The organism is Gemmobacter serpentinus, from assembly GCF_008973825.1.
GTDB classification, from domain to species: domain Bacteria; phylum Pseudomonadota; class Alphaproteobacteria; order Rhodobacterales; family Rhodobacteraceae; genus Gemmobacter; species Gemmobacter serpentinus.
The window spans coordinates 48,652-63,796 of the sequence record NZ_WCHR01000020.1 but is presented as its reverse complement, the minus strand read 5'-3'; the positions used below and the strand labels follow the sequence as shown (position 1 = coordinate 63,796).

16 protein-coding genes are annotated in these 15,145 nt (G+C 62.4%); 12 read left to right on the top strand and 4 right to left on the bottom strand.

The annotated features are described in order from the left end of the window. Window position 1: 1 nt before the first annotated feature. Window positions 2-856, bottom strand: coding sequence for a transglutaminase-like domain-containing protein (locus GBJ34_RS13175; RefSeq protein WP_151719676.1), 855 nt, complete (start codon window positions 854-856; stop codon window positions 2-4). Window positions 857-1,311: 455 nt separating this feature from the next. On the opposite strand from GBJ34_RS13175, the gene GBJ34_RS13170 reads away from it, so the two are divergent. Next, window positions 1,312-1,608 (top strand): PRC-barrel domain-containing protein, encoded by a 297-nt coding sequence (locus tag GBJ34_RS13170; RefSeq protein ID WP_151719675.1) that lies wholly within the window; start codon window positions 1,312-1,314, stop codon window positions 1,606-1,608. A 72-nt stretch (window positions 1,609-1,680) separates the two neighbouring features. Next, window positions 1,681-2,169 carry a YciE/YciF ferroxidase family protein gene (locus GBJ34_RS13165; protein ID WP_151719674.1) on the top strand — a complete coding sequence of 163 codons (489 nt, stop codon included), beginning with the start codon at window positions 1,681-1,683 and terminating at the stop codon, window positions 2,167-2,169. A 56-nt stretch (window positions 2,170-2,225) separates the two neighbouring features. Here GBJ34_RS13165 and GBJ34_RS13160 read toward each other — a convergent pair whose 3' ends face one another. Beyond that, window positions 2,226-2,477: a GlsB/YeaQ/YmgE family stress response membrane protein gene (locus tag GBJ34_RS13160; RefSeq protein WP_151719673.1), complete on the bottom strand. Its 252-nt coding sequence runs from the start codon at window positions 2,475-2,477 to the stop codon at window positions 2,226-2,228. A 210-nt stretch (window positions 2,478-2,687) separates the two neighbouring features. Here GBJ34_RS13160 and GBJ34_RS21095 point away from each other — a divergent pair, with 210 nt between their 5' ends. Continuing rightward, window positions 2,688-2,816, top strand: a complete 129-nt coding sequence (locus GBJ34_RS21095) for a hypothetical protein (RefSeq protein WP_264177070.1) — start codon at window positions 2,688-2,690, stop codon at window positions 2,814-2,816. Between the two features lie 97 nt (window positions 2,817-2,913). Here GBJ34_RS21095 and GBJ34_RS13155 read toward each other — a convergent pair whose 3' ends face one another. Then, window positions 2,914-3,873, bottom strand: coding sequence for a LysR family transcriptional regulator (locus tag GBJ34_RS13155; RefSeq protein WP_192931215.1), 960 nt, complete (start codon window positions 3,871-3,873; stop codon window positions 2,914-2,916). A gap of 196 nt (window positions 3,874-4,069) precedes the next feature. On the opposite strand from GBJ34_RS13155, the gene GBJ34_RS13150 reads away from it, so the two are divergent. The 6 genes from GBJ34_RS13150 to GBJ34_RS13125 all read left to right on the top strand — a co-directional run bounded on the left by GBJ34_RS13150 (window position 4,070) and on the right by GBJ34_RS13125 (window position 10,411). Further along, a complete protein-coding gene (locus GBJ34_RS13150) occupies window positions 4,070-5,269 on the top strand; it encodes an ABC transporter substrate-binding protein (RefSeq protein WP_151719671.1) in 1,200 nt (399 codons plus the stop codon). 78 nt (window positions 5,270-5,347) lie between these two features. Then, complete coding sequence (locus GBJ34_RS13145) at window positions 5,348-6,124, top strand: ABC transporter ATP-binding protein (RefSeq protein ID WP_151719670.1); 777 nt, start codon at window positions 5,348-5,350, stop codon at window positions 6,122-6,124. Further along, a complete protein-coding gene (locus GBJ34_RS13140; protein ID WP_151719669.1) occupies window positions 6,121-6,825 on the top strand; it encodes an ABC transporter ATP-binding protein in 705 nt (234 codons plus the stop codon). The genes GBJ34_RS13145 and GBJ34_RS13140 overlap by 4 nt, the downstream gene beginning before the upstream one ends. A gap of 1 nt (window position 6,826) precedes the next feature. Then, window positions 6,827-7,714, top strand: a complete 888-nt coding sequence (locus GBJ34_RS13135) for a branched-chain amino acid ABC transporter permease (protein ID WP_151719668.1) — start codon at window positions 6,827-6,829, stop codon at window positions 7,712-7,714. Window position 7,715: 1 nt separating this feature from the next. Further along, window positions 7,716-8,726, top strand: coding sequence for a branched-chain amino acid ABC transporter permease (locus GBJ34_RS13130; RefSeq protein ID WP_151719667.1), 1,011 nt, complete (start codon window positions 7,716-7,718; stop codon window positions 8,724-8,726). A gap of 89 nt (window positions 8,727-8,815) precedes the next feature. Next, a complete protein-coding gene (locus tag GBJ34_RS13125; protein WP_151719666.1) occupies window positions 8,816-10,411 on the top strand; it encodes a GMC family oxidoreductase in 1,596 nt (531 codons plus the stop codon). 137 nt (window positions 10,412-10,548) lie between these two features. Here the strand turns inward: GBJ34_RS13125 and GBJ34_RS13120 are convergent, their stop codons facing one another. Beyond that, window positions 10,549-11,337, bottom strand: coding sequence for a DeoR/GlpR family DNA-binding transcription regulator (locus GBJ34_RS13120; protein WP_151719665.1), 789 nt, complete (start codon window positions 11,335-11,337; stop codon window positions 10,549-10,551). A gap of 253 nt (window positions 11,338-11,590) precedes the next feature. Between GBJ34_RS13120 and GBJ34_RS13115 the strand changes: the two genes are divergently transcribed. From GBJ34_RS13115 to GBJ34_RS13105, 3 genes are read left to right on the top strand one after another with little or no spacing between them, the layout of a single operon-like run. After that, window positions 11,591-12,394 carry an inositol monophosphatase family protein gene (locus tag GBJ34_RS13115; RefSeq protein WP_151719664.1) on the top strand — a complete coding sequence of 268 codons (804 nt, stop codon included), beginning with the start codon at window positions 11,591-11,593 and terminating at the stop codon, window positions 12,392-12,394. 27 nt (window positions 12,395-12,421) lie between these two features. After that, window positions 12,422-13,486: an ABC transporter ATP-binding protein gene (locus GBJ34_RS13110; RefSeq protein WP_151719663.1), complete on the top strand. Its 1,065-nt coding sequence runs from the start codon at window positions 12,422-12,424 to the stop codon at window positions 13,484-13,486. After that, a complete protein-coding gene (locus GBJ34_RS13105) occupies window positions 13,483-15,120 on the top strand; it encodes an ABC transporter permease (protein ID WP_151719662.1) in 1,638 nt (545 codons plus the stop codon). Before GBJ34_RS13110 ends, GBJ34_RS13105 begins: the two co-directional genes overlap by 4 nt. The last annotated feature ends 25 nt before the right edge of the window (window positions 15,121-15,145 follow it).

Genomic DNA, 15,145 nt, shown 5'->3' with positions numbered 1-15,145 from the left:
GTCAGGCGACCGAGCGAACTTCCGTATCGGGCACTTCTTCTGTCCAGACCCTGAAAGCCGTCAATTGATGCGGGCCGAAGGTGTGGATCAACGGGATATCGGTCGCGTCGCGGCCGCGCGCAATGACAACGCGCCCGATGCGCGGCGTATTGTGGCGCGCGTCAAGCGTCACCCAGCGGTCTTCCAGCCAGACCTCACACCAGGCGTTGAAGTCCATCGGGGCAGGGTTTGCCGTCACGCCGATATCGCCCAGATAGCCGTTGGCATAGCGTGCAAGAATATTCATGCAGCGACAGAGCGTGATCGCGAGATGGGCGAAGTCACGGCAGACACCCACGCGCTCTTTCCAGGCCTCGGAGGCGGTGCGGGTGGCGCGCGCGTGCTGATAGCCGAAGGTAAGATGCTGGTGAACATAATCAAAGATCGCGCGCACCCTTGCCCAGCCGGGTGGCACATGGCCGAATAGCGCCCAGGCCTGCGTCATCATCAGATCGGTTTCGCAGTAACGGCTGGCAAGAAGATAGCCGAGAACGTCATCCGGCAGCGCGCTGACCGGGCTTTCCCTGACGGCGCCATCTGTGGTGCCATCTTTCGGGGCGGGCCAGGGATCCGGGTGCCCGTCCATCGCGATCACACTGTCTCGGAAAAGCCGCGTGACACCTGCGGGGGCGGTCAGCCGCAGGCAGCGATTACCGTAGCGGTCGATATAGGTCCGGTCCTGGATGGAGGGAGTGATCTGCAAGCCGCTTGTGCGGACGACCTTGCAGTCAAGATCGGGATGTGGGTCCAACAATGCGATCACCTCGGTCGGTTGTTCGCAGGTGATTTCGATCTCATATCCCAAGTTGATCAGCACAGCCGCACCCCGCAGTAAGTTGAATTGTGGCAGTAAATCGTGAACCCATCTCACGGTGACCAACTTCCCGATCGGGAAGGGGTTCCAAAGCGGGGGATGGTCCTGAAGCGGGCATGTCTGGTGGCACGACCCAAGCCCTGCCATTCCGACGCAGGCAGCCTTGCAGCGTGCCCGACTTGCCCATGCCCTGCTTTGCCCAAGCCCTGGCCAGGGGGGTGCGTATCTGGGCGGATGTTCCGGGCACGGTCTGAACACGCGGCTCTGGATGTCTCGGCTCCCGAAGGTCGGGGCCGGGGGACTTGGGGGGCTTTGGGGCCGGGGTATTCGGCGTCCGGCATGGGTATGCGTCACGCGCTGTCCGGCGATCTCCCGCCGATGGCGGATGGCAGGCCGGAACCCGTCCTGATGGCGGGGCGTTTTTCCCCCACGAGTGTTTGTGAAAAGGAGAGACTGCCATGGACCATACGAAGCATATCCGCCTGAACGACACCGAACTGACCGAGCCCGTGCTGAGTGGCGCGACGATCTACGGGCCTGGGGATGAAAAGATCGGCCATGTATCCGAAGTGCATGGTCTGGGTGTCGGGGCGCAGGTTATCGTCGATGTCGGCGGCTTTCTTGGCATTGGGGCAAAGCCAGTGGCGGTTCCGGCCCGTGACCTTGCTTTCATGCGCGACGAAAGCAACGCCGTCCATGCGGTGACCCGCTGGACCAAGGACGAGCTGAAGGCGCTGCCAGAGCATCGCCACTGATCCTTTCCTGACCTGTCATCGCCCGCCCGATCAGGGCGGGCGACCTTGCGACATCATTCCAGAGAGGACCCTATGAAGACGCTTGAGGATGCGTTCCTGCATACCTTGCAGGATATCTACTGGGCCGAGACGGCCTTGCTGAAGGCATTGCCCAAGGTTTCGAAATCAGTCGGCAACGCCGAGTTGAAGCGCGCGTTCGACGACCATCTGACCGAAACCAAGGGCCATATCGCCACGCTGGACAAAGTGTTCAAATCCCTTGGGCACAAGGCTTCGGGCGAGAAATGCGATGCGATGGCCGGATTGCTGAAAGAGGCCGATGGCTTGATCGAAGAGGCCGAGGGCCATGCGCTGGACGTGGCGCTGATCGGCGCGGCCCAGGCGGTCGAGCATTACGAGATCGCGCGCTATGGCACCTTGCGGGAATGGGCGAAGGTTCTGGGGCATGACGAGGCCCAAACCCTGCTCAGTTCGGTGCTTGATGAAGAAAAGGCCGCCAATGCCCGTCTGACCGCGCTTGCGGTGATGGCGGTGAACGAGGCCGGCAAGAAGCGGAAATGAGGTTTGGCGGCCCCGATATGTCGGGGCCGCTGCAAGCTTCCCTGCGGTCAGCGGCGTCAGCGCCGAATGGCGCGGGCACCCCAGATCAGGATACAGGCACCGACCGCACCTGCGACGAGATAGCCAAGCCACCCGCCGAAGGAGACGCCGAGAAGACCAAAGAGAAAGCGCGCAACCGCCGCGCCGATGATCCCGAGAATGATATTGAGGAAGATCCCGGTATCGGACTTCATAAGGCCCGAGGCGATCCAGCCCGCGAGACCGCCGATGATGATGGCTGCGATCCAGCCGATGCTTTCATTGTCCATTTGTCCCTCCTGTTGGTCTGACGCCGTGACACCCTGCGGGGCGCCCCGTCGGCGACAGCCTGTTCTCTCAACGCATGTCTCTCATTCGGGTTCCCGGACCTGTCTGTGGGGCATTCACAGCGATACTATCTTGCGGCAGGCCCCCTTGCGCCATGGACGTGGCGATGTGCGGCCGGGATTCCGGTGCCAGTCCCGGTGTCAGGTGTCCCGGTGCCTGTGCCAGCCATCGGCGACGCCCATGCAACCGCGCTCGGTCTTGGCGGCCAGTTGCCGCGCTTCTCGGTTGGCGTGGAACTGGGCCGCGGCACCACCGCGATGCGCGGCATGATCCCGCTTTGACGCCCCATTTCGAGGCGCTGTGCCATGACCGGGTGCTGTCGCCCTCGGTATGCTGAACTGCGACGTTCTGGAGCGTGGCGCGGGACGCGATCTGCTGTCAGCCCGCCGGGCTGTCTGACAGGGGCCCTGTCAATGGGTCGCCCGGCTCCAGCGTCGCGCCCAGAAGCAGGGCAGCCCGCGCCCTGATGCTGCGGATCATTTCCTCGATCACCACGGATTCGCGCGGGGCATGGCGGAGATCGCTGCGGCAGGCGGTCCAATAGCTGCGCTGCAAGGCCACGCTATCTCCCAATACCGGGCGGATATCGCTGTATCGAGACGCCAGAAAATCCGGCAAAACGGCAAGGCCCAACCCGTGCCGAACGGCCTTCAGCTGGGAAAAGATCGACGAACATTGCAGCGTCGCCCGCAGCTTTGGCGCGACTTCGACGAGGTAGTCGAGGCTTGGCATGAAAACCATGCTGTCGATATAGCCGATGAAGGGATGAGCCAAAAAATCGGCGCGCGAAGTGATCGGCTCGTGCGCATCCAGATAGGCGTTGGCACCGAAAACCCGAAGCGAATAATCTGCAATCTTTTCCGAGTGATACAGGCTGCTTTTCGGGGGATCCAGAACGATGGAGATATCGGTCGCATTGGGCGTGAAAACCGCCAGTTGCTGGATCGCCGCGATCTCCAGTGCCAGCTTGGGAAACTTGCGCCTGAACTCGGGCAGGATCTGCGCGCAGAAGAAGTTGCACATCCCTTCGGGCATATTGAGCCGGAGCGGACCCACGATATCAGAGGGCACCCCCGAGAGCAGCGCCGGCAGGCGGCTGGTATCCGCCTCGAGTTTTTCGACGAAATCGCGCAGCTGCAAACCCGCCGTGGTCAGCGCATAGCCCTTTGGCCCTCGATGGAACAGGGCCACGCCGATGGCCTGTTCCAGCCGGTCAATGTGGCGACTGACCGTGACATGGCTGCTTTGCAAGGCATATGCGGCCCGGCTGAGTTGTCCGGTCTGCGCGACCGCCAGAAAATACTGAAGGTCATCCCAGCTCATTTGTTGTGCGGTCATTGCAGATCCCTTCATAATACAGAAAATGAACAATGGACTGTCCAAAATATACAATCAACTAAATCTTGCTCTGAAACGATGCTCGATATTAACATCAACACAGATGGCACGCGGAGGGTGGCATCTGCTTCTGCCAAAATCTGAATGATCCGGCGATTGAACGCCGGAATTTCGCGTATGCGCCAAGGGAGGAATTATGAGAAAGTTTCTGACAAGCGTGGCCTTTGTCGGCCTGAGCGTCGCCCCCGCACTGGCCGAGGTCAGCGACGGCAAGGTCAAGATCGGCATCCTGAACGACCAGTCCGGCGTCTATGCAGATTTCGGCGGCAAATTCTCGTATGAGGCCGCCCGGATGGCGGTTGAAGATTTCGGCGGCACGGTTCTGGGCGCGCCGGTGGAAGTGGTCACCGCAGACCACCAGAACAAGGCCGATATCGCCTCGAACATCGCCCGCCAGTGGTATGATACCGAGCAGGTCGACACGATCATGGAGCTGACCTCTTCCTCGGTTGGCCTTGCGGTGCAGGCGCTCAGCCTCGAAGCCAAGAAGATCACCATCAATACCGGGGCGGCCACCAGCGAACTGACTGGCGCGCAATGCTCGCCCTATGGGTTCCATTGGGCCTATGACACTCATGCGCTGGCGGTGGGCACCGGCGGCGCGCTGGTGGAAGAAGGCGGCGATAGCTGGTTCTTCCTGACTGCCGATTACGCCTTTGGCTATTCGCTGGAAGAAAACACCTCGAATTTCGTGAAGGAAAAGGGCGGCACCGTGTTGGGTGCGGTGCGTCACCCGCTGGCGACCACCGATTATTCCTCGTTCCTGCTGCAAGCCCAGGCCTCGGGTGCCAAGGTGATCGGCCTGGCCAATGCCGGCATGGATACCCAGAACGCCATCAAGCAGGCTGCCGAATTCGGCATCACGGCAGGCGGTCAACGTCTGGCGGCGCTGCTGTTCACGCTGGCAGAGGTGCATGGCATCGGTCTGGATGCGGCGCAGGGCCTGAACTTGACCGAAAGCTTCTACTGGAACCGCACCGATGAGACCCGCGCCTTCGGTCAACGCTTCATGGATCGCACCGGCGCCATGCCGAACATGGTTCATGCCGGCACCTATTCGGCCGTGCTGTCCTATCTGAAGGCCATCGAGGCTGCGGGCACCGACGAGACCGAAGCGGTTGCCGCCAAGCTGCACGAACTGCCGGTCAGCGATGTCTTCGCCAGCAATGGCAAGGTCGCGGCCAATGGCCGGATGATCAGCGATGTCTACCTGATGGAAGTGAAAAAGCCCGGCGAGTCTGACACGCCCTGGGATTACTACACCGTCAAGGCGACGATCCCCGGCGATCAGGCCTATCTGGACCCGGCGAAATCCGGTTGCGCATTGGTCAAGTAACTCCGGTTCCGGGGGCTGCCCGAAGGTGGCCCCCGGTTCTCGACAATCATAGATGTTCGAGCAGGGATCGGGGCTATCATGACCAACACCGTCTCGCCTTCAGGGGAGGCGCGGATCGTTCTTTCCGCGCGTGACCTGGGAAAAGATTTCGCGGGTTTCACCGCAGTCAACAACGTGAACCTCGATGTCCGACATGCGCAGATCCATGCACTGATCGGGCCGAACGGGGCCGGGAAAACCACGGTTTTCAACCTGTTGACCAAGTTTCACCAGCCAACGCGTGGCAAGATCACGCTGCTTGGCAATGATATCACCCAGATGAAGCCTGACCGCGTCGCGCGGATGGGGCTGGTGCGGTCATTCCAGATTTCGGCCGTCTTTCCGCATCTGACCGTGCTGGAGAATGTGCGCGTGGCGTTGCAGCGCCCCAACAATCTGGCGACACAGTTCTGGCTGCCGTTGAAGGCGCTGGACCGGCTGAATGGCCGGGCCGAGGCGCTGATCGACGATCTGGGGCTGACCCGTTATCGCGACAGCCGCGCCGCAGATCTGTCTTATGGCCGCAAGCGCGTGCTCGAGATCGCGACCACCCTCGCGCTGGAGCCTGAGGTGCTGCTGCTGGACGAGCCGATGGCCGGGATGGGCCATGAGGATGTGCATATGGTCGCAGGGATCATCCGCGATGTGGCGCAGAGCCGCGCCGTGCTGATGGTGGAACACAATCTCTCGGTTGTGGCCGATATCTGCCATCAGGTGACCGTGCTTCAGCGCGGTGAGATCATCGCACAGGGCGATTATGCCACCGTTTCGCAGGATGCCCGTGTGCGCACCGCCTATATGGGGACCGAAGGATGACGGCATCGCTTCTGCAAGTAACCGATCTCCAGGCCTGGTATGGCGAAAGCCATGTCCTGCATGGCGTGAACCTGACCGTGGCCCAGGGCGAGATGATCTGCATCCTTGGCCGCAACGGCATGGGCAAGACCACGACCCTGCGCACGATCATGGGGCTTTTGCGCAAGCGCAGCGGCCAGATCACCTTTGACGGGCAGGACATGATGCGCGCGCCCCTGCACCGCGTGGCCCATGCAGGCCTTGGCTTCGTGCCGGAAGAGCGTGGCATCTTCGCGACGCTTTCGGTCGAGGAGAACCTGACCCTGCCGCCGATCGTGGCCCCGGGCGGCATGAGCATTGACGAGATCTATGATCTGTTCCCCAACCTGGCCGAGCGGCGCAAAAGCCCCGGCACCAAGCTGTCGGGCGGCGAACAGCAGATGCTGGCCATGGCGCGCATCCTGCGCACCGGCGCGAAATGTATCTTGCTGGACGAGCCGACCGAGGGCCTTGCCCCGGTCATCATCCAGCGCATCGGCGAGGTTCTGGTGCAGCTGAAATCGCGCGGCATGACCGTGGTGCTGGTCGAACAGAATTTCCGCTTCGCCTCCAAGGTGGCGGATCGGTTCTATCTGATGGATCACGGTCGCATGATCGCCGATTTCCCGGTCTCTGACCTTACGGCCAATATGGAATTGCTGAACAAGGAGCTGGGGATCTGATATGACGATGATATTCGGAATCCCGCTTCAGGCCTTCATGGGCCAATTGCTGATCGGGCTGATCAACGGCTCGTTCTATGCGCTTCTGTCGCTGGGTCTTGCGGTGATCTTCGGTCTGCTGCGGGTCATCAACTTTGCCCATGGCGCGCAATATATGCTGGGTGCCTTTGCCGCGCTGCTGCTCGCCATGTATGGCGGGGTGAGCTATTGGGTGGCGCTGCTGCTGGCCCCGGTGATTGTCGGGCTGACAGCGGCTGTGGTCGAAAAGACCATGCTGTCGCGGCTTTACAAGCTGGATCACCTTTACGGGCTTTTGTTCACCTTTGGCCTTGCGCTGGTGATCGAGGGCACCTTCCGTTATTTCTTTGGCGCATCCGGCAAGCCATATCCTGCGCCTTCGGCCCTGTCGGGGGCCAGCAATCTGGGCTTCATGGTGCTGCCGAATTATCGCGGCTGGGTCGTCGTGGCCTCGCTCGCGGTCTGTATCGCGACCTGGGCCTTGATCGAGCGCACCAAGCTGGGGGCCTATCTGCGCGCGGCCACCGAAAACCCAAGTCTTGTGCAGGCCTTCGGCATCAATGTGCCGCTGCTGCTGACGCTGACCTATGCACTTGGGGCGGGGCTCGCAGCCTTTGCCGGCGTGCTGGCGGCCCCGATCTATCAGGTATCGCCCCTGATGGGATCGAACATCATCATCGTGGTCTTTGCGGTGGTGGTCGTGGGTGGCATGGGCTCCATCATGGGGGCCATCGTCACGGGCTACCTGCTGGGCATCGCAGAAGGGTTGACCAAGGTGTTCTATCCCGAAGCCTCGAATATCGTGATCTTCGTCATCATGGCGATCGTTCTGATCCTGCGGCCTGCGGGCCTTTTCGGAAAGGATGTCTGACATGGCACATGCCCATTCCAACCCGGAAGCCACCGCTGGCACCGATGCCCCGGCACCCCATCCGCAGGCCGCGCGCATCCGCATCGCGATTGTGCTGGCTTTGCTGATGCTGGCCCTCATCGCGCCGCTCGGGGTCTATCCGATCTTCCTGATGAAGCTCTTGTGCTTTGCGCTGTTTGCGGCCGCCTTCAACCTGCTCTTGGGTTATACCGGCCTGCTGTCCTTCGGCCATGCTGCCTTCTTTGGCGGATCGGCCTATTTCACCGCCCATGCCGCGAAGGTCTGGGGCTTCACGCCCGAACTCGCGATCCTGACAGGGGTGATCGGCGCGGCAGGGCTTGGTCTCGTGATCGGGTTGATCGCGCTGCGGCGGCAAGGGATCTACTTCACCATGATCACGCTGGCCTTGGCGCAGATGTTCTATTTCTTCTGCCTTCAGGCCGGGTTCACCCATGGCGAGGACGGGATCCAGTCGGTGCCGCGCGGCCATCTGTTCGGCCTGATCGACCTGAGCCATACCCTGACCATGTATTACTTCGTGCTGGCGGTCTTTCTGATCGGCATTCTGGTGATCTGGCGCTTTGTGAACTCGCCCTTCGGGATGATCCTGAAATCGATCCGCGAGAACGAGAACCGCGCGATCTCGCTGGGCTATTCGGTCACCCGCTACAAGCTGGGCGCATTCGTGATGTCGGCCGCATTGGCGGGCCTTGCTGGCGGCATGAAGGCGCTGGTCTTCCAGTTTGCCACCCTGACCGATGTGACATGGCAGATGTCGGGCGAAGTGGTGCTGATGACGCTGCTGGGCGGGATCGGCACATTGCTGGGGCCGGTCTTCGGTGCCGGGCTCATCGTGACCTTGCAGAACTATCTGGCCACCTCCAACTTCCCGGTCACCATCATCACCGGGCTGGTCTTCATGGTCTGCGTGTTGCTGTTCCGACGCGGGCTGGTCGGTGAATTCTACGCCTCGCGCCTTGGGCGCAGGCTGGGGTTCAACCCGGAAAACTGAGCCCCCACTGGGGGACGACTTCGGCCCACCCTGTTCACTCCTTCCACCCTTTCCGCCTGGCGCGCCGCGCGCCGGGCATGGAGACTGCCATGCAGGAATATGACTATATCATCGTCGGGGCGGGCTCCGCGGGTTGCGTGCTGGCCAACCGCCTGTCGGAAAACCCCCGCCACCGGGTGCTGCTGCTGGAGGCGGGCGGGCGTGACAATTACCACTGGATCCATATCCCGGTGGGTTACTTGTATTGCATCTCCAACCCGCGCACCGATTGGTGCTTCAAGACCGAGGCCGATCCGGGGCTGGCCGGGCGCAGCCTAGCCTATCCGCGCGGGCGCGTTCTGGGCGGATGTTCGTCAATCAATGGCATGATCTACATGCGCGGGCAGGCGGCCGATTACGATCATTGGCGCCAGTTGGGCTGCATCGGCTGGTCCTGGGATGACGTTCTGCCGGTCTTCCGCAGCCATGAGGATTATCACCTTGGCGCATCAGAGCTGCATGGTGCGAAGGGTGAATGGCGGGTGGAAAAGGCGCGCGTCCGCTGGGCGGTGCTGGACGCCTTTCTCGACGCCGCCGAACAGGCCGGTATCCCGAAAACTCCCGATTTCAATCAGGGCAGCAATGAGGGCGGCGGCTACTTTGACGTGAACCAGCGCTCCGGTATCCGCTGGAACACCTCCAAGGCGTTCCTGCGCCCCGCCCTGTCCCGCCCCAATCTGCGGGTGTTGACCGAGGCAGAGGTGGTGCGCCTGATCGTCGAGGAGGGCGAGGTGCGCGGCGTGGAATATCACCATGGCGGCCAGATGCACCGCGCGCGGGCCCAGGCGGAAACCGTGCTGTCGGCGGGCGCGATCGGGTCGCCGCATATTCTGGAACGCTCCGGCATCGGGCGCGGCGATGCGCTGGCACAGGCCGGGATCAACCAGATCTGCGAAGTGCCGGGCGTGGGCGAGAATTTGCAGGACCACCTGCAGCTTCGGATGATCTACAAGGTCACGGGCGTGCCCACCCTGAACGAGAAGGCCAGCAGCCTTTGGGGCAAGGCGATGATCGGCCTGGAATATGCGCTGAAGCGTTCCGGCCCGATGTCGATGGCCCCCAGCCAGGTCGGCATTTTCACCCGCTCTGGCCCCGACAAGGCAACCCCGGATCTGGAATATCACGTCCAGCCGGTCAGCCTTGATAAATTTGGCGAGCCGGTCCACAGCTTTCCGGCCATGACGGCCTCGGTCTGCAATCTGCGGCCTGAAAGCCGGGGCTCCGTTCATGCGCGCAGCGCCGATTTCCGCGCGGCCCCCGCGATCCGCCCGAACTACCTGTCGACCGAAGGCGATCTGGATGTGGCGGCCCGCGCCATCCGCCTGACGCGCGAGATTGCCGCCCAACCCGCCTTCGCGCGCTTTTCACCGCAGGAATACCGGCCCGGGCCGGATTACCAATCCGAGGCCGATCTGCGTCGGGCGGCAAGCGAGATCGGCACCACCATCTTCCACCCGGTCGGCACCTGCCGCATGGGTGCCGATGAGGCATCGGTGGTTGATCCGCGGCTGAAATTCCGTGCGCTTGGGCGGCTCAGGATCGCGGATGCCTCGATCATGCCGACCATTCCTTCGGGCAACACCAACACGCCCACCATCATGATCGCCGAAAAGGCGGCGGGCATGATCCTGGCCGACAACCGCTGAGGCAGGACGCGGCGCAGATCGGATGGCGCCTTGCGCCTGTGTGGCAGCGTCCGGGATCGTGGCAGGCGCATGACCCTGGTGCTCTCGCAGCGCGGGCCTTGGCCGGCGGGCGGTCTCAGCTTTTGCAGACAGGGCGGTCAGCGGCCCGCGACGATCAGCCCCGGCAGGGCTTCAGCCAGTTCGGCAAAGCCCGGGCGGGCGGTCGCGGCCTCGTCGACGATCAGGTGATCGATATCGGCCAAGGGGCAGAAGACCGAACGCGCCGGGGCGGCGATCTTGGAATGATCGGCCAGAATGATGACCTGATCCGCATTGCGAACCATGGCGCGGGCGGTTTCCGCGCCGTGAATGAAATAGTTCATCGCCCCCATCCTGGCATCGATCCCCCAGGGAGCAAGCAGCGCCACATCCGCGCGATATCGCTGGATGTCATTGATGGTCGCGGCACCGTGGGTTTCCATTGGATCATGCCGGATTTCACCCGCAAGCATCAGCACGCGAAAGCGCCGCCCTGCCTGCTCCGGGCGCTCTGCCAGCAGCCGGGCCACATCCACCGAATTAGTGATGATATTGAGGTCAGTCAGCCCGTGCGGCTCGGCCAGCGTTTCCGCCATGATGGTGCTGGTTGAGCCTGCATCCATGAAAATCGTCATGCCACTTTTCAGAAGCGTCAATGCGGCGCGGGCGATGGCGCGCTTTTCTTGCAGACGCAGCGTGACACGGATGCCAAAGGTCGTGTCTTCCCGCTTCACCGGAACGGCACCGCCGCGCACTCTGCGCAACTCGCCAGCCTGCTCCAACTCCATCAGGTCGCGCCGGACGGTCTCGCGGGAGACCCCGAATTCTTCGGTGATCTGATCGACCGACAGTTGGCCAAAGGCGGCCAGTTGATCACGGATGCGGCGATACCGCTCTTCTTGCCACATTCTGCCACACCTGAATCAACGGATCTGGTCCTCTGGATGGCTGAATTTGCCGTAAAATGCCACAGATGGCACAAGAAAATTGTGAAATACACACAAATACACATAAAACACATATTGCCACATTTGGGCGCACGCGCTACCGTGATCTCCATCAGGAAGAAAAGACCGAGTCGCGGCTACCGCCTGCGCCCCGTCCCCCGGTTGAAGCCGGGCGGCTGGTTCTGCACGGGCGCTGACGCGGGGAGACCAAGACATGGGCCATTCCGCTGGCATCGAAGATCAACACGTCGCTTTCGCCGAGGAATTGGCAGAGGCCGCCCGCACCATTCTGGCGCAGGAAACTGCGCGCGGCTTGGACGTCGAGGTGAAGCCCGACCGCAGTTTCGTCACCCGCATTGATCGCCTGATCGAAGCCAAGCTGCGCCAGATGATTGCGGCGCGCTTTCCCGCGCATGGAATCATCGGGGAAGAGGAAGAGGATCATGAGACCGGGGCCTCGCATGTCTGGGTGCTGGACCCGATCGATGGCACCGCACCGTTCATTGTCGGCATCCCGGTCTATGGCACGCTGATCGCCCTTGCGGTCGACGGGGTGCCACGGCTGGGCGTGATCGATGTGCCTGCCGTCGATGCCCGCTGGTTGGGCGCGCCGGAGCGTGCGACCACGCTGAACGGCACCAAGGTCCGTTGCCGTGATTGCAGCGGGCTGGCGCAGGCCGTGATGACAAATTCCAATCAGGATTACATGAGCGCGGCCGAATTGCCGGTGCTGAATGCGCTGCGCCGTGTCACAGCCAACCGCGTCTATGGCGGGGCCTGTCTGAATTACGGACGGCTGGCCGAAGGGCGCAGCGATCTTGCGCTGGATGCCGGGCAGAAGGTGTTCGATTTCGCGCCGTTCCGCCCGATCATCGAGGGGGCCGGGGGCGTGATCTCGGATTGGGCGGGACGTCCGCTCACGCTGGAAAGCGATGGGCGCATCCTCGCTGCGGGCGGCCTGCGCTGCCATGACGCTGCCCTTGCGGTTATCGCCGCCGAGGCCGGGCTGGACGCATAAACACAAACGACAAACGGGGAAGCTGGGATGGGTATCAGGATCGACGATCTCACCGTCACTTACGGCAAGGAAAACGTGATATCGGGGCTGAGCCTCGACATTCCCGGAGGGTGCTTCTTCACGCTGCTCGGGCCGTCGGGCTGTGGCAAAACCACGCTGTTGCGCACCATTGCGGGCTTCGTTCCAGCGGCGGGGGGAAGCCTGCGGTTCAATGGCACGGATGTGACGCGGCTGCCGCCCCATAAGCGCGCCATCGGCATGGTGTTTCAGGACTATGCGCTGTTTCCCGACAAGACCGTGAACCAGAACGTGGCCTATGGTCTTCATGCGCGGGGCGAGCGGGGGGCGGATGTCGCGCGCAAGATCGCCGAGGCGCTGGAGCGCGTGGGCCTTGGCCATCTGGGGAATCGCCATCCGGCGGCCCTCTCGGGGGGGCAGCGGCAGCGCGTGGCCCTGGCCCGCGCGCTGGTCATCAAGCCCGCCGTGCTGTTGATGGATGAGCCGCTTTCCAACCTGGACGCAAAGCTGCGCATCCAGATCCGTGAAACGATCACCGAACTGCAGCGCGAGGCCAATATCACCACGGTTTTCGTGACCCATGACCAGGAAGAGGCCCTGTCCATGTCCGATCTGATCGGGGTAATGAATCGCGGTGCCATCGAGCAATTGGGGACGCCGCAGCAGATCTATGCCACGCCTCGCACTGGCTATGTCGCAGATTTTGTGGGGTCGGCCAATCGGTTGCCGGCCCGGTTGCGCGGCGCGGCATCCGGTCTGGTGGAGGCCGATTTCGGTCGCGGCCCGATCATGGCCACCGATGCACGCGACGGGGCGCAGACCGATGAGGGGCTGGTGATCCTGCGCCCGGAGAGCCTGCATCTTTCCGCAGCACCGCAAGAGGGGTTGCAGAACCTGGCCGCAACCGTGCGCTCGCGGCAATATCTGGGCTCCAAGACCAGCTATCGGCTGGATTTGGGCAAAGGGCTGGAGGTTGTGGCAGAACTGCATGGCCCTAGCCATGACGGGTTCCTGCCCGGGGCGGCGGTCAATCTGGGGATCAATGCCGCCGAGGCACGGGTGATTGCAGCATGATGACCCAGATCCGCACACCCTGGTTCTGGCTGACGGTGCTGTCTTTGGCGCTGCTTGGCCTGTTTGTGCTCTATCCTTTGGCCAATATCCTGACGGCGAGCGTGATCGGTGACGGGCCGAATGGCTGGTCGCGGCTGATGGACAACCCGAAATATCTTCAGGCGATCTGGAACACGCTGATCCTGGCCACGGCCGTGACCGGGATCGCAACCCTGATCGGGGTGCCGCTGGCCTATGTCACCGCGCGCCACAGCTTTCCGGGCAAGGGGCTGATCGCGCTTTTGCCACTGATCACGCTGGTCATCCCCGAGGTGATTGCCGCTCAGACCTGGCTGATGATGCTGGGAAACAATGGCTTGATCACCCGTGCCCTGCGCGAAATCGGCCTGCGCCTGCCCAGCTTTTATGGCTGGTTCGGGCTGATCACCTCGATGAGCTTCATCTATTACACCTATGTCTATATCGGGGTCGTCTCGGCCATTGCCCGCTTTGACGTGCAACTGGAAGAGGCCGCGCAAAGCCTTGGCACCGCGCCGGGCATTTCGCGGATCAAGGTGATGTTGCCTGTCATCATGCCCGCGGTTCTCGCCTCGGCGTTGCTGGTCTTCACGATGACGGTGGGCAATTTCGCCATTTCGATGATCTTGTCACATCGGCTGCCCTTGCTGTCTGTCGTGACCTATCAGGCCGCCGTGGCCGAAGGGGCTGCGGACATCACCATGCAGTCCACGCTGGCAAGCGTCTCGGTCCTGATCGTGATGGTGGTGCTGTTCCTGAACCGCTGGATCGTCCGGCGCGGCAAATACGAGATCGTGCAGGGCAGGGGGGCCAAGCCACAGCCCCTGCGCGGGATCAAAGGCGCGGGCGTGGCGCTGTTGGCCGGGCTTGTGGTGCTGATTTCGCTGCTGCCGCTGATCTCGATCATCCTTGGCGCTTTCACCGCCTCGCGCGGGCCGGTCATGCAATGGGGCAACTGGACCCTGGCCAATCTGGAGCGGGTCTTTGTCACCGCGCCGCAGCCTTTGATCAATTCGCTGACCTATGCCGGAATCGCCACGCTCATCTCGATCGGCTTCTCGGCGGTGGTGAGCTACCTTGTCGTGAAGAAGCCGAATGTCCTGACCCCGTTTGTCGATTACGTCTCGGCCATTCCGCTGGCCTTGTCGGGCACGGTCTTGGGGGTGGGGTTGCTGGCATCCTTCCATGGCGGTTGGTTGCCGCTGTCGGGCACGGCTGCGATCATCGTGCTGGCCTATGTGATCCGCCGGATGCCCTTTGGGATGCGCAATGGCCAGGCCACACTGCACAATATCCCGAACTCGCTGGAAGAGGCCTCGATCAGCCTTGGCGTGCCGCCGGTTGCCAGTTTCTTCAAGGCAGTGCTTCCGGTGATGCTGCCTGCGATCATCTCGGCGGGGATCCTGACCTGGACCACCACTGTGGCCGAACTGTCTGCATCGATCCTGGTCTATTCGGGCGGACGCGAGACGCTGCCCATTCAGGTCTTCCGCCTGATCGACTCCGGTCTGATGGCCTATGCCTCGGCTTATGGACTGGTGCTGGTGGCGGTGATCCTGATCCCCATCATCGTGGCGGCGCGCGTGTTCCGCATCGACGTGTTCGCCGTGAAATGACCCAGCCGTGCCCATTTCCCAAAGG